This window comes from Pectobacterium punjabense (assembly GCF_012427845.1).
GTDB lineage: Bacteria > Pseudomonadota > Gammaproteobacteria > Enterobacterales > Enterobacteriaceae > Pectobacterium > Pectobacterium punjabense.
This window is the reverse complement of sequence record NZ_CP038498.1, coordinates 1,937,392-1,962,617: the sequence shown is the minus strand read 5'-3', so window position 1 is coordinate 1,962,617 and position 25,226 is coordinate 1,937,392. Positions and strand designations below refer to the sequence as shown.

22 protein-coding genes are annotated in these 25,226 nt (G+C 51.4%); 13 read left to right on the top strand and 9 right to left on the bottom strand.

Features of this window, described 5'->3' with window-relative positions; all coding sequences use genetic code 11:
- Positions 1 to 100: 100 nt before the first annotated feature.
- Together E2566_RS08825 and yieE are read right to left on the bottom strand one after the other, a co-directional pair.
- The gene (locus E2566_RS08825) at positions 101 to 1,576 is read right to left on the bottom strand and encodes an amino acid permease (protein WP_107169807.1); all 1,476 of its coding nucleotides are present in this window, start codon (positions 1,574 to 1,576) and stop codon (positions 101 to 103) included.
- 135 nt (positions 1,577 to 1,711) lie between these two features.
- Positions 1,712 to 2,584 (bottom strand): DNA-binding transcriptional regulator YeiE, encoded by an 873-nt coding sequence (gene yieE, locus E2566_RS08820; protein WP_107169808.1) that lies wholly within the window; start codon positions 2,582 to 2,584, stop codon positions 1,712 to 1,714.
- 118 nt (positions 2,585 to 2,702) lie between these two features.
- Here yieE and E2566_RS08815 point away from each other — a divergent pair, with 118 nt between their 5' ends.
- Together E2566_RS08815 and nfo are read left to right on the top strand one after the other, a co-directional pair.
- Positions 2,703 to 3,776, top strand: a complete 1,074-nt coding sequence (locus E2566_RS08815) for a YeiH family protein (RefSeq protein WP_107169809.1) — start codon at positions 2,703 to 2,705, stop codon at positions 3,774 to 3,776.
- A 78-nt stretch (positions 3,777 to 3,854) separates the two neighbouring features.
- Positions 3,855 to 4,700, top strand: a complete 846-nt coding sequence (gene nfo, locus E2566_RS08810; RefSeq protein WP_107169810.1) for a deoxyribonuclease IV — start codon at positions 3,855 to 3,857, stop codon at positions 4,698 to 4,700.
- Between the two features lie 91 nt (positions 4,701 to 4,791).
- Here the strand turns inward: nfo and fruA are convergent, their stop codons facing one another.
- Genes fruA through fruB form a run of 3 tightly spaced genes read right to left on the bottom strand, consistent with a single transcriptional unit; the run spans position 4,792 to position 8,570 of the window.
- Entirely contained in the window at positions 4,792 to 6,483 is a 1,692-nt protein-coding gene (gene fruA, locus E2566_RS08805) for a PTS fructose transporter subunit IIBC (RefSeq protein ID WP_107169811.1), read from the bottom strand.
- Positions 6,484 to 6,501: 18 nt separating this feature from the next.
- Positions 6,502 to 7,440, bottom strand: coding sequence for a 1-phosphofructokinase (gene fruK, locus E2566_RS08800; RefSeq protein WP_014699594.1), 939 nt, complete (start codon positions 7,438 to 7,440; stop codon positions 6,502 to 6,504).
- Positions 7,437 to 8,570, bottom strand: a complete 1,134-nt coding sequence (gene fruB, locus E2566_RS08795; protein ID WP_107169812.1) for a fused PTS fructose transporter subunit IIA/HPr protein — start codon at positions 8,568 to 8,570, stop codon at positions 7,437 to 7,439. Before fruB ends, fruK begins: the two co-directional genes overlap by 4 nt.
- A 334-nt stretch (positions 8,571 to 8,904) precedes the next feature.
- Between fruB and setB the strand changes: the two genes are divergently transcribed.
- Positions 8,905 to 10,083 (top strand): sugar efflux transporter SetB, encoded by a 1,179-nt coding sequence (gene setB / locus E2566_RS08790; protein WP_107169813.1) that lies wholly within the window; start codon positions 8,905 to 8,907, stop codon positions 10,081 to 10,083.
- A gap of 10 nt (positions 10,084 to 10,093) precedes the next feature.
- Here setB and E2566_RS08785 read toward each other — a convergent pair whose 3' ends face one another.
- On the bottom strand, positions 10,094 to 10,348 hold the full coding sequence (locus tag E2566_RS08785) for a YkgJ family cysteine cluster protein (RefSeq protein WP_107169814.1): 255 nt from the start codon (positions 10,346 to 10,348) through the stop codon (positions 10,094 to 10,096).
- Positions 10,349 to 10,706: 358 nt separating this feature from the next.
- Between E2566_RS08785 and yeiP the strand changes: the two genes are divergently transcribed.
- The 8 genes from yeiP to yejF all read left to right on the top strand — a co-directional run bounded on the left by yeiP (position 10,707) and on the right by yejF (position 19,891).
- Complete coding sequence (gene yeiP / locus E2566_RS08780) at positions 10,707 to 11,279, top strand: elongation factor P-like protein YeiP (RefSeq protein ID WP_039300896.1); 573 nt, start codon at positions 10,707 to 10,709, stop codon at positions 11,277 to 11,279.
- Between the two features lie 86 nt (positions 11,280 to 11,365).
- Positions 11,366 to 12,352 (top strand): CobW family GTP-binding protein, encoded by a 987-nt coding sequence (locus E2566_RS08775; RefSeq protein WP_107170068.1) that lies wholly within the window; start codon positions 11,366 to 11,368, stop codon positions 12,350 to 12,352.
- Positions 12,353 to 12,390: 38 nt separating this feature from the next.
- Entirely contained in the window at positions 12,391 to 13,092 is a 702-nt protein-coding gene (locus E2566_RS08770) for a phosphatase PAP2 family protein (protein ID WP_107170067.1), read from the top strand.
- Positions 13,093 to 13,414: 322 nt separating this feature from the next.
- Positions 13,415 to 13,996 (top strand): bifunctional murein DD-endopeptidase/murein LD-carboxypeptidase, encoded by a 582-nt coding sequence (gene mepS / locus E2566_RS08765; RefSeq protein WP_005967268.1) that lies wholly within the window; start codon positions 13,415 to 13,417, stop codon positions 13,994 to 13,996.
- Positions 13,997 to 14,359: 363 nt separating this feature from the next.
- Positions 14,360 to 16,168 (top strand): extracellular solute-binding protein, encoded by a 1,809-nt coding sequence (locus E2566_RS08760; RefSeq protein ID WP_107170066.1) that lies wholly within the window; start codon positions 14,360 to 14,362, stop codon positions 16,166 to 16,168.
- Positions 16,169 to 16,177: 9 nt separating this feature from the next.
- Positions 16,178 to 17,275, top strand: a complete 1,098-nt coding sequence (locus E2566_RS08755) for a microcin C ABC transporter permease YejB (protein WP_107170065.1) — start codon at positions 16,178 to 16,180, stop codon at positions 17,273 to 17,275.
- A complete protein-coding gene (locus E2566_RS08750) occupies positions 17,272 to 18,297 on the top strand; it encodes an ABC transporter permease (RefSeq protein WP_107170064.1) in 1,026 nt (341 codons plus the stop codon). The genes E2566_RS08755 and E2566_RS08750 overlap by 4 nt, the downstream gene beginning before the upstream one ends.
- A gap of 1 nt (position 18,298) precedes the next feature.
- Positions 18,299 to 19,891, top strand: coding sequence for a microcin C ABC transporter ATP-binding protein YejF (gene yejF, locus E2566_RS08745; RefSeq protein WP_107170063.1), 1,593 nt, complete (start codon positions 18,299 to 18,301; stop codon positions 19,889 to 19,891).
- A 62-nt stretch (positions 19,892 to 19,953) separates the two neighbouring features.
- Here yejF and E2566_RS08740 read toward each other — a convergent pair whose 3' ends face one another.
- The 3 genes from E2566_RS08740 to rsuA form a co-directional block, all read right to left on the bottom strand.
- Complete coding sequence (locus E2566_RS08740) at positions 19,954 to 20,298, bottom strand: YejG family protein (protein WP_107170062.1); 345 nt, start codon at positions 20,296 to 20,298, stop codon at positions 19,954 to 19,956.
- A 382-nt stretch (positions 20,299 to 20,680) separates the two neighbouring features.
- Positions 20,681 to 21,871: a Bcr/CflA family multidrug efflux MFS transporter gene (locus E2566_RS08735; RefSeq protein ID WP_107170061.1), complete on the bottom strand. Its 1,191-nt coding sequence runs from the start codon at positions 21,869 to 21,871 to the stop codon at positions 20,681 to 20,683.
- Between the two features lie 40 nt (positions 21,872 to 21,911).
- On the bottom strand, positions 21,912 to 22,607 hold the full coding sequence (gene rsuA, locus E2566_RS08730; RefSeq protein WP_107170060.1) for a 16S rRNA pseudouridine(516) synthase RsuA: 696 nt from the start codon (positions 22,605 to 22,607) through the stop codon (positions 21,912 to 21,914).
- Between the two features lie 213 nt (positions 22,608 to 22,820).
- On the opposite strand from rsuA, the gene E2566_RS08725 reads away from it, so the two are divergent.
- Complete coding sequence (locus E2566_RS08725; protein WP_107170059.1) at positions 22,821 to 23,060, top strand: YecH family metal-binding protein; 240 nt, start codon at positions 22,821 to 22,823, stop codon at positions 23,058 to 23,060.
- A 2-nt stretch (positions 23,061 to 23,062) separates the two neighbouring features.
- The gene (gene radD, locus E2566_RS08720; RefSeq protein WP_107170058.1) at positions 23,063 to 24,823 is read left to right on the top strand and encodes a DNA repair helicase RadD; all 1,761 of its coding nucleotides are present in this window, start codon (positions 23,063 to 23,065) and stop codon (positions 24,821 to 24,823) included.
- The last annotated feature ends 403 nt before the right edge of the window (positions 24,824 to 25,226 follow it).

Below are 25,226 nucleotides of genomic sequence, written 5' to 3'. Positions count from 1 at the left end.
GATGAGTTTGAAGAAAGAAAACGCCACTGATAAAAGTTTCATCAGTGGCGTGAGGAGAGATCGAGGTAAAAAGCGGCCCGCATTGACCGCATTACCCTGATTAATCTTTATGATCTGGGAACGTCATATCCTGATACTTGATGAAGCCCGTTCCACGATACAGCTTATAACCGAGCCAAATCAGCAGGAACAGCGGAATACCGATGTACGTCGCCGTCACACCATACCAGTCGATTTTATCTTCCAGAAACGCCTGATAATTCTGCCCCAACGTAATGATCAGACAGAGTACAAACGCGAAGATCGGTCCTAGTGGGAAGAAACGCGATTGATAAGGCAGACGATTCAGGTCATGCCCTTGTAGCACGTAGCCACGGCGGAAACGATAATGGCTGATTGCAATCCCCAACCAGGCAATAAATCCCGTCATGCCGGAGGTATTCAGCAGCCACAGATAAACCGTTTGGTTGCCATACAAAGAAGACAGGAAACACAGCGCCGCTACCACCGTTGTGGCATACAGCGCATTGCGCGGCACGCCGCCTTTCGACAGCTTAGCGAAAATACGTGGTGCTTTACCTTCCGATGCCAGTGTAAACAACATACGCGTAGAGGCGTACATCCCGGAGTTACCCGCCGACAGCACCGCCGTCAGGATAACCGCATTCATCACCGCAGCGGCAGACAGCAGTCCCGCATTCTCAAACACGAGTGTGAACGGACTGACCGTAATGTCTTTTACATCATTACGCAGCAAGTTCGGGTCAGTATACGGAATGATTAAGCTGATAATCAGAATCGCAAAGATGTAGAACAGCAGGATGCGCCAGAAAACCTGGCGAATCGCACGCGGTATATTTTTCCCTGGATCTTTAGATTCACCCGCAGCGACACCAATCAGTTCCGTGCCCTGGAAAGAGAAGCCAACAATCATCGCCACACCGATCATGGCGGAGAATCCTCCCGCAAACGGCGCATCACCGATTTGCCAGTTGTGGAATCCCGCATTTTCCGCACCGCTCATGATACCCGTAATCATCATTACGCCAACGGCAATGAAAATAATGACCGTCGTCACTTTAATCAGTGAGAACCAATACTCGGCTTCGCCAAACCCTTTCACGGAAATGTAGTTAAGCAGGAACATCAGCGCGAGAAACAAGGCGCTCCAGATCCAGCCCGAAACCTCGGGGAACCAGTATCCCATCACTAACTGTGCCGCAACCAGATCGACCGCAATGGTCACCGCCCAGTTGTACCAGTAGTTCCACCCCAACGCGAAGCCGAAACCTTCTTCAACATAGCGGGAACCGTAGGTAGAGAACGAGCCAGAAACCGGCATAAATGCCGCCAGTTCGCCCAGACTGGTCATCAGGAAGTAAACCATCAGCCCAATCAGAGCATATGACAGGAGTGCGCCCCCCGGGCCCGCTTGTGAAACCGTCGCACCCGAAGCGACAAATAACCCGGTTCCAATCGATCCGCCAATCGCGATCATCGTTAAATGCCGCGCTTTTAGTTCGCGGCGCAGGGTCGGTGCGCCCTGTGTAGTTTGTTGAATATCGTGCTGAGCCATTGTTATCCTGCATGCTCGTGCTAAAAATCGAGGCGGGATTGTAGCAAATAGCCTTGCTCTGAATAGTTAAGATCGTCGAGTTATAAGAGAGGTTAATAACTCACGCCCGATTATTAGCAGCAGAAAATAGCTCCGCTATACCGTTTCACAGCAATAACTCAGGAAACGTCGCAACACATTTGAAAGATGTTTCTGCCGGTGGTGCACCAGATACAAGGTACGCGTGAGCTTAGGCAATGGCACCTTCAATTCTACCAGCGAGCCTGCCGCCAACTGCTCGGCAATCACATGCCGCGACAGGCAACTGATGCCAATTCCGTGGCGAACCGCATGCTTAATCGCCTCGGAATTGCCTAACTCCATCACCAGATGAAAATGCGACAGGTGCGTTAGCAGCAAATGATCAAGCACTTCGCGTGTGCCCGAGCCGCGTTCACGCAAGATCCAATGTGCATCCGCCAGCGCGGCTAACGATACCGCGCCCCGACTGAGTGGGTGTTCGGGAGAACAAAACACCACCAGCTCATCTTCCAGCCAGGGTTGGGTAATCAAATCAGGGTGATGACAAGGTCCTTCAATCAAGCCTAAGTCAACACTGAATTCAGACACGCGAGTAATGACATCTTTCGTATTACCGACATGCAGTTCAAGCGGAATTTCAGGGTAATCATGGCGATAGCGGGCAATCATCGCAGGCAGTAAATAGTTCCCGATGGTACTGCTGGCATAAATACGCAGCGCCCCATTATCACGCCGGAAGAGCTGTTCAATCTCGATTGACTGTTCAAGTAACGCCAGCGCCTTGGGATAAAGCAAACGGCCGTGTTCATTAACCACGAGTCGTTTACCTACGCGGTCGAAGAGTTGAACGCCCAATTGCCCTTCTAAATCCGCCAAAGCGGCGCTGACCGCCGATTGAGAAAGGGCGAGTACAACGGAGGCCTGCGTTGTTGAACCACTTTTCAGGACTTCAGCAAAGACTTCCAGCTGACGTAACGTGATATGCATAGTGCGCTCTTTATCTGAAATATCTATAGGTTATAAATATATAATCAATTTCTCTTTTAATCTTGTGGATTATAAGCTGGCTTCTCAATTCGGTACGGTCAGAATAGGCAGCAAATCCATGGCTCTTCCTACGGTATTAACAACGATAGCACCGCCCGATGGCGCGAAACGGCGATTCCCCGGCCTGCTGTTAATCAGTGTAATAACTTTTTCACTTCTCTGGCTGGCAAATATTCCGAAAATCGCCCACTGGGGACCTGGTTCGCTGACACTGGCCATCCTGACCGGGATCGTGCTGGGGAATAGCGTTTATCCGCAGCGTCATCCTCTGTGCGATCCGGGCGTGCAGTGGGTCAAACAGCATTTACTGCGCTGGGGTATCATACTTTATGGTTTTCGTCTCAGCTTGCAGCAGGTTGCTGCCGTGGGCTTTACGGGCATTGCAGTCGATCTCAGCGTGGTCACGCTGACATTTTTGCTCGCCTGTTGGGTAGGAAAGCGCTGGCTGAAGCTCGACAATGAAACCGTGATTCTCATCGGTGCGGGCAGCAGTATCTGTGGTGCGGCGGCGATCATGGCGACAGCTCCCGTAGTCAAAGCGTCCAGCAATGCGATTGCCGTCGCGGTTTCCACCGTGGTAATTTTTGGTACGACAGCCATGTTTTTGTATCCGTGGCTCTATCAGCTCAACCTCGAACATCACTGGATTGCGGTCACACCGCAAATCGTCGGGCTGTACTTTGGTTCCACGATACATGAAGTCGCTCAGGCCGTTGCCGCAGGACATGCCGTCGATAACGCAACGGAAAACATCGCTGTCATCAGCAAGATGCTACGCGTGATGATGCTGGCCCCTTTCCTTCTCATTCTTGGGTTGTACCTGAAGAAAGCGACACCAAAAAGTGATGTAGAAAAGAACATGCCACTGATGTTCCCGTGGTTTGCGCTGGGGTTTATCGCCGTAGCTGGTTTCAATTCTTTCCAACTACTTCCTCCAACGCTCGTCGCCCATTTAGTTCAACTCGATAATGTGCTGCTAACCATGGCGATGGTTGCGTTGGGCCTGACAACCCGATTCAGCGCCATCCGTCAGGCGGGAGCAAAACCGCTGCTGCTGGCACTGATCTTATTTATCTGGCTGGTGATCGGTGGAGCGGGAATCAATCTGTTCTTCGCGCATTTATTCGGCTAACGATAAATTATTTACTCATTAACGTCTCATTAACCTAAGCGACGATGCCATAATGTCTTCGTTATCGAGGAGACCAACATGAAATACATCGGGGCGCACGTTAGCGCAGCAGGTGGTGTCGATCAGGCCGTGATTCGCGCACATGAAATAAAGGCGACGGCTTTCGCTTTATTTACCAAGAATCAGCGCCAATGGCAGGCTGCACCGCTCAGCACAGAGGTTATTGACCGTTTTAAAGCCGCGTGTGAACAGTACGCCTATACATCGGCACAGATTCTTCCCCACGACAGCTATCTGATTAATCTGGGTCATCCGGACAGCGAAGCGCTGGAAAAATCACGCATCGCGTTTATTGATGAAATGTCGCGCTGCCAACAGCTTGGGCTAAGCCTGCTGAATTTTCACCCCGGTAGCCATCTGAAACAGATTGAGGAAGCGGACTGTCTGGCACGTATTGCCGAGTCCATTAATATCGCGCTGGCGGAAACGGACGGCGTTACCGCGGTGATTGAAAATACGGCCGGGCAAGGCAGCAATTTGGGTTTTCGCTTTGAACATCTGGCGGCCATCATCGCTGGAGTGGAAGATAAAAGCCGTGTCGGCGTCTGTATCGATACCTGCCACGCTTTCGCTGGCGGCTACGATCTGCGGACAGAGGCAGATTGTGCAGCGACCTTTGCTGAGTTTGACCGTATTGTTGGGTTCCGCTATCTGCGCGGAATGCATTTGAACGATGCGAAAAGCGCGTTCGGCAGCCGGGTTGACCGACACCATAGCCTGGGAGAAGGCAATATCGGCAAAACCGCCTTCAGCTACATCATGAAAGATCCCCGTTTTGATGGTATCCCGATGATTCTGGAAACGATCAACCCCGATATCTGGGCCGACGAAATCGCCTGGCTCAAGTCTGAAGCCCAATGCTAAAAAAAGCGCCAGTTGGTGAATACCAACTGGCGCTATCTCATCCACATCCTTGTGTTATGCCATTACTTTTGATTCACGACGATGCTCAAACTTACGCAACTTTCGCCAGTTGTTCATCAGAGCGTTTCAGCAGTGCGTACAGCACGCCTGCGACGACAGTACCCGCAATGATCGCTAACAGGTAGCCGATAACCGGGGTAATCGCGCCAGGAATCAACAGCACGAACAAACCGCCGTGTGGTGCCATTAACTTAGCCCCAACCGCCATTGACAATGCACCAGTCAGTGCCCCACCGATGATGCAGCAAGGAAGAACGCGCATCGGATCACGCGCCGCGTAAGGAATTGCCCCTTCGGAGATAAAGCACAGGCCCAGTACAAAGGCCGCTTTGCCCCCTTCACGCTCGGTCGGGTTAAATTTCTTACTTGCCAGTACGGTTGCCAGACCCATCGCCAGCGGTGGCACCATACCCGCAGCCATGACGGCGGCCATCGGCGCGTAAATCTGGCTACTGAGCAAGGTGGTACCGAACACATAAGCAACTTTGTTAACCGGGCCGCCCATATCCGTACACATCATCGCGCCCAGAATTGCACCCAGAATCACCGCATTCGCCGTGCCCATGGATTGCAGCCAGCCTGTCAGGCCAGTCAGGATTTTCGCCACTGGCGTACCAACAACGTAAATCATGATAAGGCCGGTGATCAACGTAGCAAACAGCGGAATGATCAGGATCGGTTTTAGCGCCGTCAAACTTTGCGGCAGAATCAGTTTATTGTTGATCGCTCTGGCAATATAACCCGCCAGGAAACCGGCAATAATCCCGCCAAGGAAGCCCGCACCTGTACTGACAGCCAACATCCCGCCAACCAGACCCGGCGTTAACCCCGGACGATCCGCAATGGAGAAAGCGATATAACCCGCCAGCACCGGTACCATCAGCGCAAAGGCAGAACCGCCGCCGATCTTCATCAGCGCCGCTGCCAGCGTACCTTCCTGTTTAAACGCTTCAATACCAAAGACAAACGACAGTGCGATACACAAACCACCCGCTACCACCATCGGCAGCATGTAAGACACGCCGGTCAACAGGTGACGATACGGGCCTGCCCCGCCTTTCTGACCAGACTCGCTCGCGCTTGCCGCGCTTGCTTGCCCGGATGGCTGATACACTTTGGCTTCAGCCTGCGCCTTGTCTAACTCTTGCGCCGTCTTTTTCAGTGCCAGCCCCGTCGAGGTGCGATACATCTTCTTACCAGCAAACTTCGCCAGATCGACTTCAATATCAGCGGCAACAATCACCAGATCGGCCTGCTCCACTTCTTCTGGGGTAATCGCGTTACCTGCGCCAACAGAGCCACGCGTTTCCACTTTAACCCACCAGCCGCGTTTTTTGGCTTCGCTTTCAATCGCTTCTGCCGCCATAAACGTGTGCGCAACGCCCGTCGGGCACGCCGTTATCGCCACAATACGCTTGGCAGTTGCTGGCTGCTGAACAGGAGCTGACGCAGCGGCCTGATAGACCGTGGCTTCAGCCTGTGCTTTCGCTAAAAAGGCCTCCGGCTGCGAAACAGCCAGTTCGATATCACCGACATAAACCTGCTTGCCATTCAGAGCACTGTCCGCCGCAGCGGATGCACCCAGAACGATCGCCAGTTGTGCGTCGTTAGCGTGTTCTGTAAACGTCACCCCTGCTTTCGCAGCGGCAGCGCCGAGTAGGTTCTTCACCAGTTGGCTTCTCGCCAGGCCCAGTGATTTATCCAAAATCAGCAGCGTTTTCATTGTTTGTCTCCTGCTGTATCAGTTAAAGGGTTTCAGGTCGACACGCGCCATCATCGCGGCCAACTGAGGACGATCGGTAATACCTACATTACTTTGGCTGACGGCCAGAGCCGAAACCGCCGTAGCCAAACGCAGAGTGTGCTCACTGGACTCACGCATTAATAAGCCATAAATCAACCCCCCAACCATGGAGTCGCCCGCCCCTACCGTACTTACCACATCACAGGCTGGTGGTAAGGCCCGCCACGCGCCAGATGCATTCACCCACAGTGCACCTTCCGCGCCCAGTGAGATCACAACGTGCGCGATACCCTGTTCACGCAGCGCGTGAGCGGCATCCACCACATCAGCCAGCGTAGGTAATTTACGCCCAGCCCATATTTCCAGCTCCCGGCGGTTTGGTTTCACCAACCAAGGAGAGGCCTTCAGTCCCGCCACCAGCGCTTCACGGCTGCTGTCGAAAATAATGCAAGGACACTGCGTGCGCAGGCGAGACATCCAGTCGGTAAATGCATCAGGATCGACGCCAGCAGGTAAACTGCCGCTCACCGCGACCATGTCGAACTGTCCCAGCCAGCTCAGCGAATCATTGACGAAACGCTGCCAGTCTTGCTGTGTCACTTCAAAACCGGAAAAGTTGAAGTCGGTTACGTCGCCATCTTTTTCGGTTAATTTGACATTAATACGCGTACGTCCTGGCACAACCTGGAAACGGTTGGCAATGCCCAGCTCACTGAACAATTGCTGAAAACCATCCTGATTGTCTTTACCCAGAAAGCCACCTACCGTGACATCAATCCCGAGATCTTTCAGCACCTTGGCAACGTTGATACCTTTACCTGCGGCGTGCAGACCCGCTGTCTGAACCAAATTGACTTCGCCTTTCTCAACTTCTGGGCAATAGCCAACCAGATCGTAAGCTGGATTCAGGGTGATTGTGGCTACTCTCCTGCTCATGCTGCCCCCTCGCCCAAACCGGACGTAATCGCGTCGCCGATAGCGGCCAGTGCTTGCTCCGCATCGTTACCGCTGGCGGTGAAACGCAGTTTGTGACCTTTTTTCACGCCCAGCGCGACCACCTTCATCAGGCTACGGCCATTTGCCGGTTTGCCTGTGCCATCCAGATTGGTCACCGTAATCTCACTGGTGAACTGTTTGATCACGTTCACCAGCATGGTGCCCGGACGAGCGTGCAGACCGTGTTCGTTACGAATGGTAAATTCGGCCGTCAGCACTTCGCTTTCTTCCGGTACGTCGCTGGTCAAAAGTGCCAGCAGCGTCGGGGCATCAGCCGTCAGCAGACGTTCCGCTTTTTGCGCAATCAGCAAGTTGCTCAGGTAATCGATAGGCGCAAAAGCCTGATCGTCAGCCGCCGCAACCGTGACCAACAAAGCCACGTTTTCACCGTCAACGCTGAAAGGCGCAGCCGGACGTGCCACCGCAGCCGCGCTGCTGAGGTTACCGACAGCGCTATCGCTGAACCACACACCTTGTCCCAGATTCAGCGGTTTATTGCTGACGGTAGTGCTGACAAAACTGGCGTCTGCGGCACCAACCTGCTGAAGGCGACCGGCGTTCAGCGCCTGAAGCGTCAACAGATTATCGGTCGCCACATCCAGCGCAATCAGCGAGGTGTCAAAGCGGAACTCCGCCAACTGCTGCTCACCCATCAGCAGGCTACGCAGTTCTTCTGCTGATGTGGTGCTTGCCAGACGTGCCGCTACGCGGTCGTCGCTCAGGACGTGAGTCAATTGGCGCAGCAACGCCAGATGTTCATCAGAGCGAGCCGCAATACCCAACACCACATAGGCGGTTTGATCTTCACCCCAGGCAATACCCTGAGGAAACTGGAATACTTGAACCCCGGTCTTCAATACCAGATCGCGGGTATCAGTGGTGCCGTGCGGGATAGCAATGCCGCTTCCCAAATAGGTCGATGTTTGCTGTTCACGCTGTAGCATGCCGTCGACATACCCTGCGTTAACGCACCCGGCATCAGTCAGTGCTGAAGCAACAAGCTGGATAGCTTCCTGCTTGTTACTGGCCGCTGCACCCAAATGAATATCTTGCTGTGACAACTGGAACATGGCTCTCCTCTCTTGCTGAAAGTTGAATCGTTTCAGCTTTTATGAGAAAAAAATGTGTCGATTATTAGGGCGTTTCAAAAAAAATTCCGCTGAAACGTTTCAAAAGTCTCATTCTATTACGACATTTATGCAAGCTTTCTACGCTGCTGACGTAACAAAATTTTGACATAACGCACATTTTAACGTGGATGGCGCGCTGCCTGCCAATAAAAATCATTAAATGGCTGAAGCCGTGCTGAAGAAAAATAATGAAACAAGATTTCGGTTTCATTATAAACGCGAGTAGACTGTCGCGCTCGACAGTCTCTGCCTATTTTCCAAGCGCTATCAATTTATGTTCACTCCTGCAAACACTACACGACGTCCGCTTGACCTGACATCGTCAGCATTTTTGGTTATCGCCTTTCTGACTGGAACGGCCGGAGCTCTGCAACTTCCCACGCTCAGCCTTTTTCTTTCCAGTGAAGTACAGGCACGTCCTTTCCTTGTTGGCATGTTTTATACCGGTAGTGCGGTTATCGGCATTATCGTCAGCCAAATACTGGCAACGCGCTCGGATCGTCAAGGCGATCGCAAATCGCTGATCTTCGTCTGCTGCCTACTGGGGGCTCTGGCCTGCATGCTGTTTGCGTGGAACCGTAACTACTTTATTCTGCTCTTTATCGGCGTCTTATTGAGCAGTTTTGGATCGACGGCAAACCCGCAACTTTTTGCGCTGGCGCGCGAGCACGCGGATAAAACCGGTCGTGAAGCAGCGATGTTTAGCTCAATCCTTCGCGCCCAAATTTCGCTCGCCTGGGTTGTTGGCCCGCCTATCGCCTTTGCGCTGGCACTCGGATTCGGCTTCACGACGATGTATCTGACTGCCGCCGTTGTCTTTGTCTTGTGCGGTATTCTGGTCAAATTCTTTTTGCCCTCCATGCCCAAAGCGGTGGAAAAAACCACCTCCACGCTGGAATCACCGCGTCGCAACCGCCGCGACACGCTCTTGTTGTTCGTTGCATGCACCTTGATGTGGACCTGCAACGGGATTTACCTCATTAATATGCCACTGTATCTGGTGCATGAACTGCATCTACCGGAAAAGCTGGCGGGTATCATGATGGGCGTTGCCGCTGGTCTGGAAATTCCGGTGATGCTGATTGCAGGCTACGTTGCCAAACGCTTCGGAAAGCGATTCCTGATGCGGCTTGCCGTCGCCTCAGGTTTACTGTTCTTCGGCGGCCTACTGTTTCTGAATGGTGAAATCGCGCTGCTGGCATTGCAGGTGCTGAACGCCGTTTTCATCGGTATTTTGGCCGGAATCGGTATGCTCTATTTTCAGGATTTAATGCCTGGACAGGCCGGTGCGGCGACGACGCTGTTTACCAATACCACGCGCGTTGGCTGGATCATCTCCGGTTCGCTGGCCGGGATCGTTGCTGAAATCTGGAGCTATCATGCCGTGTTCTTCTTCGCACTGCTGATGATCGTCGGCTCTATCTATTGTATGTGGCGCATCAAGGATGTCTGACCACCACAAGTTAGGGTGCGGTATCGGCTTCCAGCCTGAGCAGGTAAATCATGGCCTCATCGCGATGGCTGAAACACATATCTACCCGCGGTTTTAGCCCTGCGCAAACCGCGGGTCGCAGCGGTGAATGAAACAATCCGCAACGCATCGCCTCATCGAGATGAATACAGGGCGTGTTGGCTGGCTTGCCCTGCGGCAGCCCCGGCATGGGTGTTGAAATCGATGGCGCGGTACAACAGGCACCGCAATGGGGGCGACAGTCCATCAGCAAGCTCTCCGGTGGGCTGACAAGGGATAGAGCTCGCCACAATAGCAGCCTGATAGCAAAAAACCAATATCAGTCCTTTTTTCCTTATACTCTAAATAATTCGAATTTCAGGCAGGCGGCAAGTGAAGGACAAATTCGTCAGGAACGAATTTGACCAGCCAACGGCTGGCCTTCGGTGAGAGACAGGATGTCTCTCATTTCATCCCGATGAGCTTACACAAGTAAGTGATTCGGGTGAGTGAACGTAGCCAACGTACATGAAATTTGAAGGATGACGAGTATATACTTGCCTGAACTCTTCGGCGCGAGTAACGTGTCGCCACAAAAATCACACTCCTTATAGCAGGTAATTTTTATGGCAAGAGCGAACGAAATCAAACGCGGTATGGTCGTTAACTATAACGACAAGTTATTGCTGGTGAAGGACATCGACGTCCAGAGTCCCAGCGCCCGCGGTGCCAGTACATTGTATAAAATGCGTTTTTCTGACGTCCGCACGGGTTTGAAAGTGGAAGAACGTTTTAAAGGCGATGATATTATCGACACCATCACGCTGACACGCCGCACGGTGACCTTCTCTTATATCGACGGTGACGAATACGTCTTTATGGATGATGAAGACTACACCCCTTACCTCTTCAAGAAAGATCAAATAGAAGAAGAACTGCTGTTTATCCCTGAAGGCGGTATGCCGGGGATTCAGGTATTGAGCTGGGATGGTCAAATCATTGCACTGGAACTGCCACAAACGGTAGATCTGGAAATCATCGAGACGGCACCAGGCATTAAAGGCGCCTCCGCCAGCTCACGCAACAAACCCGCCACCATGAGTACCGGCTTGGTCATCCCTGTTCCAGAATACCTGAGCGCGGGTGAAAAAATCCGTATTCACATTCCAGAACGTCGCTATATGGGTCGCGCTGACTAACATTCTACCTTGTGCTTCCCGCACAATACTTGTCGCCGGATGATCTATCCGGCACACGTCAACTCTCCCCCGCATAGGAGCCTGCCATGCTAACGAAAGTCAATTTGATTACCGGGTTTCTCGGTAGTGGAAAAACGACCACGATTCGTCATCTTCTGTCGCAAAAGCCTGAAGACGAAGTCTGGGCAGTACTGGTCAATGAATTCGGCGAAGTCGGTATTGACGGTGCACTACTGGCAGATAGCGGTGCGGTTCTGAAAGAGATTCCCGGTGGCTGTATGTGCTGCGTAAATGGTTTGCCGATGCAAGTTGGCCTGAATATGCTGCTGCAACAGAAAAAACCTCATCGGCTGCTTATCGAACCCACCGGGCTTGGTCATCCGAAACAAATTCTCTCCTTGCTGACGAGTGATATCTATCAGCCCTGGCTGACGTTGCAGGCTACGCTGTGTCTGCTGGATGCGCGTCAATTACGCGACACGCGCTACACGGAAAATGAAAATTTTCGCGATCAGCTCGCTGCCGCTGACATGATTATCGCTAACAAGCGTGACACTTATACCGCCGACGATCTGGCAGCATTACAGCAGTGGCAACAGGCAAGTGGCGATGGTCGACACGTTATCGAAGTGAGCCAGGGAAACGTTGACCGGCAGCAGCTCGATCAAGCGCGACACAACTTGCGCGAACTGCCTGATGGCACCCACCACCATGCGCATAAGCCCACAAATGGTTTGGCCGCGCTGAAGCTACCAGAGGGTCAATCCTGGCGGCGTTCTCTCAATCAGGGACAGGGTTATCACGCCTGCGGTTGGATATTCGAATCTGAAACCGCTTTTGACACCGCCGCCCTGCTGGACTGGGTTCGTCTTTCCCCCGTGAGCCGGGTTAAAGGGGTAATGCGTATAAAAGAAGGGACGCTCGTCGTCAACCGTCAGGGACACGACCTTCATATAGAAACCCGATCGACGGCACCGATTGATAGCCGAATCGAAATCATCAATGAAACACCAGCAGAATGGAATACGTTACAAGCCTCACTGTTAAAGGCTCGTTTAGCTAACGTGGACTAAACTGGAGTTTTTTCGTCTTTGTTTGGATGCTTTGCCTTATGTCATTTGCCCGTTTTTCTTCTATTTTAGTGCTCAACGTGTTGGGCATCAGTCTGTTTTTATCCTGGTATTTACCAGAAAACCATGGTTTTTGGCTCACGCTCGACAGCCATATATTTTTCTATTTCAACCGTCTTTTGGTTGATAGCCCGACATTTTTACATTTGGTTGCTATTACCAATAATCGCGCCTTTGATGGCTGTGCACTCATTGCGATGGGATTGCTGTATTTATCGTTTTATGTGAAAGCCACGCCCGCTGAACGTCGCCGTTTGTTGATCATCGGCTTCATCATGCTGTTAACCGCCGTGGTACTGAATCAGGCAGGACATCTGCTCCCTGTTCAACATGCCAGCCCGACGCTCTATTTTAGCGACATCAACCGCGTTTCAGACTTAACGGGCATTCCGACCAAAGACGCTTCATCGGACAGTTTCCCCGGCGACCACGGTATGATGTTGATGATCTTTGCTGCCTTTATGCTGCGCTATTTTACCCGCACCGCTTTCGCTATCGGCCTGACCATCATGGTGGTTTTTTCATTACCTCGCATCATGATCGGTGCACATTGGTTTACCGATATTGCTGTTGGTTCGCTCTCGGTTGTTCTGGTTGGACTAAGTTGGTGGTTATTAACGCCAGCAAGCGATGCGGCTATTGCCCTGTTAAACCGGCTATTACCTAAAAAATCGACAGTATAAATTCAGATGATTTCAGATTTTTTACATCGACATTTTTTAGCTGAATACATCATTAAATCTTATAAATAAATTAGTTAAAACTTCTCGCAATCCTCCTGCTGTTGCGGTAGTCTCGTTCAAGTTTGCTTTTTAGCGCACACTGAACTACCCGCAGCAAGAGAAATAATGTGCATTCTGGCACACTTTCGCTGATGAGTGTTTGGCTAAGAAGAAACTCTGATTTAGTCTGAGTCTCGTTTTCGTTTGGCATTTATACCCCTGAGAAATGGGGATACTACATAGCGATTTTTATCGTTAAGGACAGCAAGGGAACATAACAATAATGGTCAAGTCTCAACCGATTCTGAGATATATCTGGCGGGCAGTGCCTGCCGTCGCGGTAGCAATGATGCTCTCCGCATGTGGAAGTAATAGTGCATACAACCATAAAGCTCAAACTGATATGCATGCAGTTAATGATAAAGATGGTCTTTTACTGCAAGCCTCTCAGGATGAATTTGAAGCACTGGTTCGTAACGTGGACATCAAGTCCAAATTACTTAACCAATATGCCAGTTGGAAAGGTGTCCGTTACCGTTTAGGTGGTGATAGTCGCCGTGGCATTGACTGCTCAGCTTTCGTTCAGCGCACTTTCCGCGAACAGTTTGGTATGGATCTACCGCGTTCAACTTATGAACAACAAGAAATGGGCCAGCAAATTCAGCGCAACAAACTGCGTGTTGGCGATCTTGTTCTGTTCCGTGCGGGTTCAACCGGACGCCACGTTGGCATTTATCTCGGCAACGATCAGTTCGTCCACGCCTCCACCAGCAGTGGCGTCATCATCTCCAAAATGACGGAAGACTACTGGAATAAGCGTTATCAAGAAGGACGCCGTGTTCTGAGTAAAGGAAAAACCAGCTAAACAATACCTGTCCCTTGCTGTGGTATTGTGCTGTTATTAGCCAACGAAACGAGACGACACTAACGCCGCTTAGCATCTAAGCGGCGTTTTTTTATCCCCACCCCCTAGTATATCACCCCGCCCCCTTCGGCATACTGCACAAAATATGACTGACTCAACAACCTGAAACATTAACGAGTCGTGATTAAGGTAGGTTTATTACCTGATTTCATGATAAAAAGAAAACACGCAACGTCCCAATGGGAATGTTAATTATTTCAAGAACTTTATGCCGATAAAATTGGCATCATCGACATTACGATATGGCATATCTACATCAGATGCCCAATCAGATAACGTCCACTCGCAGGAGATTGCCGTCAGATGTTAAAACGCGTTATCGCTGCCGTATTGCTTTGCACAGCCCATTTTGGGCTGCATGCCGAAACGATTGAAAACAGCACCCGCTTCGCACTTTTGGGTGAACCCAAATATGGCGAGAGTTTCAGCCATTTTGATTATGTCAATCCTGATGCCCCCAAAGGCGGCAGCATTACTCTCAGTGCGCTAGGTACCTTTGATAATTTCAACCGTTTCGCGCTACGCGGCGTGGCGGCAGCACGTACGGAACGACTCTACGATTCGCTCTTTACGTCTTCTGATGACGAGCCCGGCAGTTATTATCCGCTGGTCGCCCTAACGACGCGCCATTCGGCGGATTTTCGCTGGATTGAAATCGAGATGAACCCCAAAGCCCGCTTTCATGACGGCTCACCGATCACCGCCGCTGACGTCGCGTTCACCTACAACATGTTTATGACGCAGGGCGTGCCGCAATTTCGCATCTATTTTAAAGATGTTACCGCCAAGGCCGTTGCACCGCTGACCGTACGCTTCGATTTCCCCGTGCCCGACAAAAACCGCATGTTCAGTCTGCTGACGCTCCCCATCATGCCGGAGAAGTTCTGGAAGCATCACAAATTCAACGAACCACTCTCATATCCGCCTCCGGCTAGTGGTCCTTACCGCATCACCGCCTATCGTACCGGACAATATGTCACCTATTCACGCGTAAAAGACTACTGGGGTGCCGATCTACCGGTCAATAAAGGCCAGTACAATTTCGATAAAATTCGCTACGACTATTATTTGGATGACAGCGTCGCGCTGGAGGCCTTTAAAGCGGGTGCCTTCGATCTGCGTGAGGAAGGATCGCCAAAAAACTGGGCAGCCCAATATCAAGGCGGCAATTTTGCGCGTGGCTATATCATCAAACAGGATCAGGCCAATCAATCCGCTCAGGATACGCGCTGGCTGACATTCAATATCCAGCGACCGCTGTTTCAGGATCGCCGTGTACGTCAGGCATTAGCGCTGGCATTTGATTTCAATTGGATGAACAAGGCGCTGTATTACAACACCTATCAGCGGACCGACAGTTATTTCCAAAACACCGAATATGCCGCTAAAGGTGAACCTGGCACCGAGGAATTGGCCTGGCTGACGCCACTCAAAGACAAAGTGCCCGCAGAAGTCTTCGGCCCCAGCTATCAACCGCCCTCCTCCGATGGCAGCGGCTATGACCGACAAAACTGGCTTAAGGCGCTCAAACTACTGGAAGAAGCCGGTTGGGAATTGAAAGATCAAAAGCTGGTCAATCGCCAAACTGGAAGGCCATTTACGTTTGAACTGTTGCTACCCAGTGCAGGTAACTCGCAGTATGTCCTGCCTTTCCAGCAAAGTCTGAAAAAACTGGGCATTACCATGAACGTGCGCAACATCGACAGTACGCAGTTCAATAATCGTATCCGCAAGCGAGATTTCGACATGACGGCTATGGTGTACCCTGCGTCCCTCTACCCCAATGACAATCTGCAAGTGTATTGGAGCTCACAGTACATCAATTCAACCTACAACAGACCTGGCGTTAGCGATCCCGCGATTGATTCGCTCATTGAAAACATCGTTAAGCATCAAGGGCAAAAAGTCCCCCTGCTATCATTAGGCCGTGCACTGGACAGGGTATTAACCTGGAATCAGTTTATGATTCCGATGTGGTATTCCAACCATGACCGCTTCGCCTATTGGAACAAATTTGCCATGCCTGCGGTACGCCCAGCCTATTCGCTGGGTTTTGATGGCTGGTGGTTCGATACCAAACAGGCAGCCACGCTGCCCGCAGAGCGACGTTAAGGAATCAAAATGGGAACGTATCTGTTACGCCGCCTCTTGCTGGTCATCCCAACCCTATGGGCGATTATTACGATTAACTTCTTCATTGTACAAATTGCCCCCGGTGGTCCGGTCGATCAGGCCATCGCCGCGATCGAAATGGGGCATGGCAGTGGCTATACCGCCAATAGTGGAATGGATGCCGGCATGGCACGCGCTGGCACCGGCGGTGCCCCCAATATCGAGAACGTTTATAGAGGCTCTCGCGGGCTTGACCCAGAAGTCATCGAGGAAATCACCAAACGCTATGGCTTCGATAAACCGATCCATGAACGCTATTTTAAACTGCTGTGGGACTATGTTCGTTTTGACTTCGGTGACAGCCTGTTCCGCGGCTCTTCGGTGATGCAGCTCATCAAGGAGAGCATGCCGGTTTCGATTACGCTGGGACTGTGGAGTACGCTGATCGTCTATCTGATTTCCATTCCACTTGGCATCAAAAAGGCGGTGAAGAACGGGACACCGTTCGATACCTGGAGCAGCACGCTCATCATTATTGGCTATGCGATTCCGGCATTTTTGTTTGCAATCATTTTGATTGTGCTGTTCGCAGGCGGCAGTTATCTGGACTGGTTCCCACTTCGAGGATTGGTCTCCAGCAATTTTGATACCTTGCCGTGGTATAGCAAGATTACTGACTATTTGTGGCATATCGCGCTACCGGTTCTGGCTTCCGTGATTGGCGGTTTCGCCACGCTAACGATGCTCACCAAGAACTCCTTTATGGATGAGATTCGTAAGCAGTACGTTGTTACCGCGCGCGCTAAAGGGCTGGATGAAAAGAGCATTCTCTACCGCCACGTATTCCGTAATGCCATGCTGCTGGTGATTGCAGGCTTCCCTGCCACCTTTATCAGCATGTTTTTCACCGGCTCACTGTTGATTGAGGTGATGTTCTCTCTCAACGGGTTGGGTCTGTTGGGCTATGACGCAACGCTGCAACGTGATTATCCCGTCATGTTCGGCACGCTGTATATCTTCACGCTGATCGGCTTATTACTGAATATCATCAGCGACATAACCTATACGCTGGTGGACCCGCGTATCGATTTTGAGGGACGCCAATGAGCCGCTTAAGCCCGATTAATCAGGCGCGCTGGGCGCGTTTTAAAAGTAATCGTCGTGGTTACTGGTCGCTGTGGATTTTCATGGTGCTGTTTATTCTCAGTTTGTTTTCCGAACTGATCGCCAATGATAAACCGCTGCTGGCGAAATATGACGGCCAGCTCTATACGCCAGTGCTCATTGACCACAGCGAGAGAACATTCGGTGGGCAGTTAGATACCACCGCTGATTTCCGCGATCCTTATATCGCAGAGCGTATCAGCAACCACGGTTGGGCCATCTGGCCACTGATTCGCTACAGCTACGACACCATAAACTACGCGACTACCGCCTCTTTCCCGTCCGCCCCCTCGTGGCAGAACTGGCTGGGAACAGACAGTCAGGGTAAAGACGTGGTCGCACAGGTACTGTATGGCTTCCGCATTTCACTGCTGTTCGGCCTGGCGCTGACGATCCTGTCCAGCGTGATTGGCATTATTGTCGGGGCAACACAGGGGTATTACGGCGGACGCCTCGACCTATGGGGCCAGCGCTTTATCGAAGTCTGGTCCGGCATGCCGACGCTGTTTCTCATCATCCTACTGTCCAGCGTTATCCAACCGGACTTCTGGTGGCTATTAGGCATTACCGTACTATTCGGCTGGATGAGTCTGGTTGGTGTAGTAAGAGCAGAGTTTCTACGTACGCGAAACTTTGACTATATTCGCGCCGCGCAGGCAATGGGCGTCAGCGACCGCGCCATTATGTTCCGCTGCATGCTGCCAAATGCGATGGTCGCGACGCTGACCTACCTTCCCTTTATTCTCTGCGGATCGATTACCACACTGACGTCACTGGATTTTCTCGGTTTTGGTCTGCCGATGGGTTCACCATCACTAGGTACCTTATTGCTGGAAGGAAAAAATAACCTCCAGGCGCCGTGGCTAGGTATTACCGTATTTATGGTGCTTTCCATCGTGCTTTCCTTACTCATTTTTATCGGCGAAGCGGTACGCGACGCCTTTGACCCCAGCAAGGCGCATTAATATGTCCAGTTCACCTTTATTGCAGATAGATAATCTCAGCATTGCCTTCCGCAAAGGCGAGCAGGAGCAGCGCGTTGTCGACCAGCTTTCACTGTCGGTGAACGCAGGTGAGACGCTGGCGCTGGTCGGTGAATCAGGTTCGGGGAAAAGCGTCACGGCACTGTCGGTTTTGCGTTTGCTCCCCTCTCCCCCCGTGGTTTATCCGCAAGGGGATATCCGTTTCGCAGGACAATCACTGCTACATGCCGATGAAAAAACCCTGCGTCAAATACGCGGTAATCGGATCGCAATGATCTTTCAGGAACCGATGGTATCGCTTAACCCCCTGCAAAGTGTTGAGAAGCAACTGATCGAAGTGCTTGCGTTACACCGGGGAATGCGCACCGAGGCAGCCCGCAGCGAGGTCATCTCCTGCCTGGATCGCGTGGGCATCCGTCAGGCGAAAAGCCGGTTGAATGATTTCCCGCACCAGCTTTCCGGCGGGGAACGCCAACGCGTCATGATAGCGATGGCGCTACTGACCCAGCCCGATTTACTGATTGCCGATGAGCCCACAACGGCGTTAGACGTTACCGTTCAGGCGCAAATATTGAAATTGCTGAACGAGCTGAAGCAGGAACTGGGGATGAGTTTATTCTTCATCACCCACGACCTGAATATCGTCCGTAAGTTGGCTGATAATGTCTCGGTGATGAAAGCAGGTCAGGCGGTGGAGCACAACAGCTGTCAGCAGCTTTTCAGCGCGCCTCAGCATCCTTACACGCGCCAATTACTGGACGCAGAACCATCGGGTGAGCCGCTTGCGATAGAAGATGACGGTGAACCACTTCTGCGGGTGGAAAAACTGCATGTTTCGTTTCCCATCAAACGTGGCCTTTTGCGCCGTACCGTTGATGAAAAGCAAGTCGTTAACAATATTACCTTTGCCTTACGACGCGGTGAAAGTCTGGGTCTGGTGGGAGAATCCGGTTCAGGAAAAAGCACCACCGGATTAGCGCTGCTGCGCCTGATTCAATCGCGCGGCGATATCTGGTTTGACGGCCAGCCCTTGCAGGGACTCACCCGTAAGCAAATGCTGCCTTTTCGTCACCGGATTCAGGTCGTTTTTCAGGACCCCAATTCCGCGCTGAACCCGCGGCTGAATGTGGAGCAAATCATTGCTGAGGGATTAACCGTCCATCACACATTGAGCAAAGAAGCACGCGAACAACGCGTAGTCACGGTGATGCAGGAAGTGGGGCTAGATCCTACCACCCGCTACCGCTATCCCTCGGAATTTTCCGGCGGTCAACGTCAGCGCATCGCCATCGCTCGAGCACTGATACTGCAACCGGAACTGCTGATCCTCGATGAACCGACGTCGTCGCTAGACAGGACGGTGCAGGCACAAATTCTGGCACTGCTGAAATCATTACAGGAAAAGCACAAAATTGCCTACCTGTTTATCAGTCATGATTTGCAGGTTATTCGCTCACTATGCCATCAGGTTATTGTGTTACGCCAAGGCAACGTCGTCGAACAGGGCGAATGTAAACAGGTGTTCACACATCCTGCCGAACAGTACACGCGGGAGCTGCTACAGTTTTCATCCTGAGTGGCAGAAAAACAGCGGAAACCAGCGAGAGAAAACCGCAGCGCCACTACTGACGCTGCGGTTCAAAAAGGATACTGTGCCGATACCGATTCCGCGATAGCAACACCGACATTCTTCAAGCGGCACATTGCAGTACTTTCATCGGTACGATGTAAAAACAAACAGGGTTCGCCTTCCCATTCCAGAACGGCGCATTCCACCTGTATTTCAGACAGGGAGTGATTCAACTGACGCATAATTTCCCATGCGATATCGCCATCATGGCTCAAGAGTTTGAGGCCAATCAGATTATTGTCTTCTTCTCTGCCGCTCAGCGGAATCGGTTCAACATTGATACCTGTAAAACCCGATAACCAGCGATAACTTTGCGGCAAACGATGAACTACCGAAAGTTGAAAACCGTCCACTACTGTTTCCCTCAGGTAATAATTCACAAAATAGTAACATATTTATCATAGTAGCGTGTTCACACCATTTTCCGCCACTTTTGATGAACAAAAAAACAACAAATACACGTTTTAAATATCGTGCTAGTGGCTCACAAGCCTGATTGCAAGCGCTATTAATGCCAAACCGATCACGAATTGCTCTTCTTTTCCGGCTATATGTAACCTTTTCCACTTAATATCTCAACCCTTTTTGGCCTATTTGTTCACTTTTGGGTCAAGTATTTTACATTACCAAAACAAAAGGGAATGCCAGACTATCGTCGTCAGAAGGAAAACCAAGAATAGAAGAACACATTCAGGTGCAGGAATACCTTACCTGCACCTGAAGAGAAGGGAAAAATCAGGACGAAGCGGAACGGTGTGCGTACAGATACAGCAGAAATGCACCGATAGAACAAAGTGCCATCGATAACACCATCGGCCAGGCGCTGTTAAATGAAGCCAGTGAGAGGATAACCCCCACGATCGCGCCAAGACCAAAGCGTAGTGTGCCAGCCAACGATGATGCCGTCCCTGCCATATGAGGGAAGTCATCAAGAATGACCGCCATCGCGTTCGACGCCACCATCGCAATGCAGCCAACAAACAGCGCGACACCAAACACTAGCGGTAAGAAGCCAAGGTCGAACAGGCAGACAATCACCAGCCATATCCCCATCGCAAACTGAATGACCAGCCCCGTGCGGAACATCGCCATAGCCCCCAACCGTCGAACATTACGGCTGTTAAACAGCGTCACTACAAACAGAAAAACGACGTTCAGGGCAAAGTAATAGCCAAAATTCTGAGGAGAAACGCCATACAGATTGATATACACAAACGGTCCGGCACTCAGGAAAGAGAACATGCCGCAAAACGACAGCCCACTCGCCACCATATAGCTAAATACCCGCTTGTGGCGAAACAGGATGGTAAAATTCCCGATGGTGGTGCGGAGATGAAATTTCTGCTGTTTCGCAGGCGGTAACGTTTCTTTGATAAAAAAGAAGATCAGCGCTGATGCGAGAAAAGCCGCGCCAGAGATCGCCCAAAAAATGGAATGCCAGCTAAACCACAGCAACAGCCACCCACCGGCAATCGGAGCGATTAAGGGGGCAACGGTCATCACCAACACAACGAATGACATCATGCGGGAGAAATCATCCCGCGAGAACATATCGCGCATCAGCGCATTAATAACGACCGCAGACGCCGCGGCGGAAACCCCATGCAGGAAACGCATGTAGATCAGTTGCTCCACCGTTTGCGCCAGCGCACAGGCTACACCAGCGAACGCAAAAACCAGCGTGCCACCGAGAATCACAGGCTTACGTCCCAGGCTATCCGCCATCGGCCCGTAAAACATCTGACCAATAGCAAAGCCCAGCACATAGGTGCTGAGCGTCATTTGGACATGCCCATCCCCCACGCCAAACTCGTTAGCAATGGTCGGCAACGCCGGTAAATACATATCGATAGCTAACGGCGTTAGCATCGAAATCAGGCCAAGAATAAAAATCAGCCCGAGATGAGAAGGTCGGCGTAATTGCACTAATAACTCCAGATAAGAAAGAAGGTCGTTCTGAATACGCTTATTTTACGCTGGCTACCTCTTCAGCACTTAATTCGCGGTATTCTCCCGGTTCCAGTTCACTATCCAGAGAAATGCCGCCAATACGCTCGCGATGCAGTTCCACAACGCGATTCCCCACCGCAGCAAACATCCTTTTCACCTGATGATACCGGCCTTCACTAATCGTCAACCGCACGACGTGATCCGTTATCTTCTCTAGCGTAGCGGGCTTAGTGAGATTCTTTTCGCTATGCAACTGCACGCCCGTCGTAAATTGTGCGGCAGTATCCTCGGCCAGCGGCTGCTCCAGCGTCACCAGATAGGTTTTTTCACACTCATGTTTAGGCGAAGTAATACGATGCGACCATTGACCATCGTCAGTTAACAGCACCAACCCCGTGGTATCGATATCCAGCCGCCCTGCCGCATGCAGTTTGTACGCCACGGGCACATCCATAAAATACAGAATGGTCGGATGATCGGGATCGTCCGTTGAACAAACGTAGCCTTGAGGCTTATTCAACATGAAATAACGTGGGCCATTCTGCTGTTTCAGTGGGTTTCCATCAAATTCAACGTTATGCTCCGGGGATAACTTGAATGCGCCGCTTTTTACCACTTCACCATCGACGGTAACGCGCTGTGCGTGGAGCTCACGCGCCACCAGTGAACGGCTAATTTCCAACTGTTGGGATAAAAATTTGTCCAATCGCATTAACACTGACTACCTATCTCAAATAACTGCCTGACTCAAATCGTGAGGCCCTGAATTGTGAGAGGATAGTATAACGAGGCTTTTCCCGCTCGTCCTGCAATTCACCGTCGGTGGACCGCTCTTTTTAGCCCGTATTCAGGCTGCGCATCCCTCGCACTAGGTATTATCAACAGGCATAATAGGGACAATTTCTTACATTTTAAGGACAACACTATGTCATCTATTCATGGTCATGAAGTTTTGCAAATGATGCTCGCGTCTGGTGAATCATTTACCACCGAACAGTTAATTAGCACCATAGAAACCCGTTTCGGCAGCGCAGCGCGTTTTCATACCTGTTCCGCCGAAAACATGACGGCGTCAATGTTGGTGCAATTTCTGTCTGAACGCGGAAAGTTTATCCCGCAGGATGCTGGGTTCACTACCAGCGCCAGTAAAATCTGCCAGCACTAGCGATGTCATTTACACTACGGCCTTACCAGCGTGAGGCTGTTTCCGCCACGCTCGACTATTTTCGCCGCCATACCCAACCGGCTGTTATCGTTTTGCCTACTGGCGCAGGGAAGAGCCTGGTCATCGCCGAACTGGCACGGCTTGCACGCGGCCGTGTTTTGGTGCTCGCACACGTTAAAGAACTGGTGGCGCAAAATCACGCTAAATACTGCGCCTGGGATTTGGAAGCGGATATCTTCGCGGCAGGGCTGCAACAGCGAGAGAGTCAGGGAAAAGTGGTCTTTGGCAGCGTGCAGTCCGTTGCCCGTAATCTCAACCAGTTTGATAATGCGTTCTCACTGTTGATCATTGATGAATGCCACCGCATCAGCGACGACGATAACAGCCAATATCAACAAATCATCCAGCATCTGCAAAAGACTAACCCACAGCTGCGATTGCTCGGCTTAACGGCGACGCCCTATCGGCTTGGCAAAGGCTGGATATATCAGTATCACTATCACGGCATGATCCGTGGCGACGAACGCAGTTTGTTCCGCGACTGCATCTATGAGCTGCCGCTGCGTTATATGATCAAGCATGGCTTTCTGGTGCCGCCTGATCGACTGGATATGCCAGTGGTGCAATATGATTTCAGTAAGCTCGTCGCCCGCAGCAGCGGGATATTCAGCGAAGCCGACCTGAACCTCGAACTCAAACGTCAGCAGCGCATTACGCCACACATCATCAGCCAGGTCATCGATTATGCGCAAACGCGGCGCGGCGTGATGATTTTTGCGTCCACCGTCGAACATGCCAAAGAAATTACGACCTTGCTACCGGCCGGACAGGCTGCACTGGTTAGCGCCGATACCCCAGCGGCCGAGCGAGATGCGCTGATTGATGCCTTTAAACAGCAGTCGCTGCGCTATCTGGTCAACGTGGCGGTGCTAACGACCGGGTTTGACGCCCCGCATGTCGACCTTATTGCTATCCTTCGGCCAACAGAATCCGTCAGCCTGTATCAGCAAATCGTCGGGCGTGGTTTACGTTTATATCCGGGAAAAACGGACTGCCTGATACTGGATTACGCGGGTAACCCGCACGATCTCTATACGCCAGAAGTCGGCAACAGCAAACCGCATGCTGGCAGCCAGCCAGTGCAAGTTTTCTGCCCTGAATGTGGTTTTGCCAATCTGTTCTGGGGAAAAACCACTCCCGATGGCGATATCATCGAACACTATGGCCGCCGCTGTCAGGGTTGGGAAATAGCAGAAAGTGGCCAACGCCAACAGTGTGATTTTCGGTTTCGGTTTAAAGTTTGTCCGCACTGCGGAGCGGAGAATGATATCGCGGCGCGGCGCTGTCACCAGTGTGACGAGGTGTTAGTCGATCCCGACGACATGCTGAAAGCGGCGCTGAAGCTGAAAGATGCGCTGGTTTTGCGCTGTAGTGGCATGAGTTTTGAACAGGGACAAGACGCAAAAGGAGAATGGCTGAAAATCCTCTACCACGATGAGGACGGTGCGGAAGTGAGCGAACGTTTTCGTCTGCATTCTACCGCGCAACGCCACGTTTTCCTGCAACAGTTCTTACGCGTTCACCAACGCGCACCGGGAACGCCGTTTAGCTGGCAAAATGCCGCTGACGTCGTTGCACAACAGAAATTATTACGTGCGCCCGACTTTGTCGTCGCGCGTAAAAACGGAAAATTCTGGCAAATACGCGAAAAGATCTTTGATTATCAGGGGCGCTTTCGCCGCGCCAACGAACTCCGCGGCTAATGTATACTCTAAATAATTCGAGTTTCAGGCAGGCGGCAAGTGAGGGACAAATTCGTCGGGAACGAATTTGACCAGCCAACGGCTGGCCTCCAGTGAGAGACAGGATGTCTCTCATTTAATCCCAATGAGCTTACTCAGGTAAGTGATTCGGGTGACTGACAAACCTGCCAGAGGCAAGTTTGAACGCTGCTTGCAGCGGCCCCAACGGGGCGAGGTACACGCCAGTGTGCCGAGTAATGCTGCCAACGCACATGAAACTTGAAGTATGACGAGTAATGTTGGGATTCATTTGCCCACGAAGCCATATTCCGCTAGAATTTAGCCCGCTTTTGTTCGCAGAAGCTGAATACCCCAACCTGCTGCTGGGTCGCCTGTAGCAGGATTACTTTATATAAGTAGAGAA